Source organism: Kineococcus siccus (assembly GCF_009906795.1).
Taxonomy (GTDB): domain Bacteria; phylum Actinomycetota; class Actinomycetes; order Actinomycetales; family Kineococcaceae; genus Kineococcus; species Kineococcus siccus.
The window spans coordinates 1-1142 of record NZ_JAAALN010000400.1 but is presented as its reverse complement, the minus strand read 5'-3'; the positions used below and the strand labels follow the sequence as shown (position 1 = coordinate 1142).

Here is a 1142-nt window from a genome sequence, read left to right as displayed (position 1 = left end):
CCCCCGGGCTCACGCAGGCCGACGTGGACGCGGGAGTCCTGTCCGCCGAGGTCCCCTCCTCCGGCGGCGGCGAGCTCGTGGTCGTCCCCGGGCGCGCCCCGGCGCCGCCCTCGGCCCGCGTCCGGACGCTGCGCGTGGAGGTCGAGCGCGGTCTGCTCGACGCCGGTCTCGTCGACCCGCAGGCGTTCGCGGCCTTCGCGCTCGCCACGCTCAACGACCCGCGGGGCTGGGGCGCCGGCGGGGCGACGAGCTTCGAGCGCACCGACGGGGAGGCGGAGCACCGCCTCGTGCTCGCCAGCCCCGACACCTCGGCCGCGCTGTGCCGGCCGCTGCGGACGATGGGCACGCTGTCCTGCCGCACGGGGGACGAGGCGGTGCTGACGACGTACCGCTGGGTCAACGCGATCCCTGACTACGGCGCGGACCGCACGGGCTACCGGCAGTACGTCGTGAACCACGAGGTCGGGCACCTGCTCGGGCACGGTCACGACCCGAACCCCGGCCCCGGCCGTCTCGCGCCCGTGATGATGCAGCAGACCAAGGGGCTGGACGGCGCGCTGCCCAACCCCTGGCCCCACCCCTGACCGTCGCGACGAGACCCACCGCGCTCCCCGGGGCCTTCTGCGCCCGCTCCGGCCGACCTCACTCCGGGGCCGCACTGCCCCGCACGACGGTCGTGAGCGGACGGCCCGGCCGCAGCGTCCGCACCCGGATCCCGTCGCCCTGCAGGTCGGTGAGCACCGCGGTCGCGACCAGGAGCCGGAACAGCTGGAACGGCTCGGGCGGGTGGCGGTCGGCGACGTAGTCGGCCAGCTCCTCCGCGTCGAGCACCTCCTGCGCCGTGCCCGCGAGCTTGGCGTCGCCGTCGGCCATCGAGCCGTCGCCCGTGTGGGCGTGCAGGGCGAAGCGCGGGTCGCGGCCCAGGTCGGCGGCCTTGCGCGCGCCGACCATCGAGCCGACGACGAGGTCGCCGCGCCAGACGTCCACCTCCGTCCCGGAGACCCGGGGGGAACCGTCGAGCGTGAGGGTCGCCAGCACGTGGTGACGGGCGGCGCGGAACCGCCCGAGCACGGCGGCGGCGACGTCGGGCTCCGCGGTCTCGAGGTCGGCCCAGCGCACGCCGCGCGGGCCGACCTCGAGAC

2 protein-coding genes are annotated in these 1142 nt (G+C 77.1%); one reads left to right on the top strand and one right to left on the bottom strand.

Going from position 1 to position 1142, the window contains the following annotated elements; genetic code table 11:
• The coding region (locus GTR02_RS21785) for a DUF3152 domain-containing protein (RefSeq protein WP_205709811.1) at nt 1–584 on the top strand (584 nt) is incomplete at its 5' end.
• A 58-nt stretch (nt 585–642) separates the two neighbouring features.
• Here GTR02_RS21785 and GTR02_RS21780 read toward each other — a convergent pair.
• On the bottom strand, nt 643–1119 hold the full coding sequence (locus GTR02_RS21780; RefSeq protein WP_166609550.1) for a pyridoxamine 5'-phosphate oxidase family protein: 477 nt from the start codon (nt 1117–1119) through the stop codon (nt 643–645).
• Nucleotides 1120–1142 lie beyond the last annotated feature (23 nt).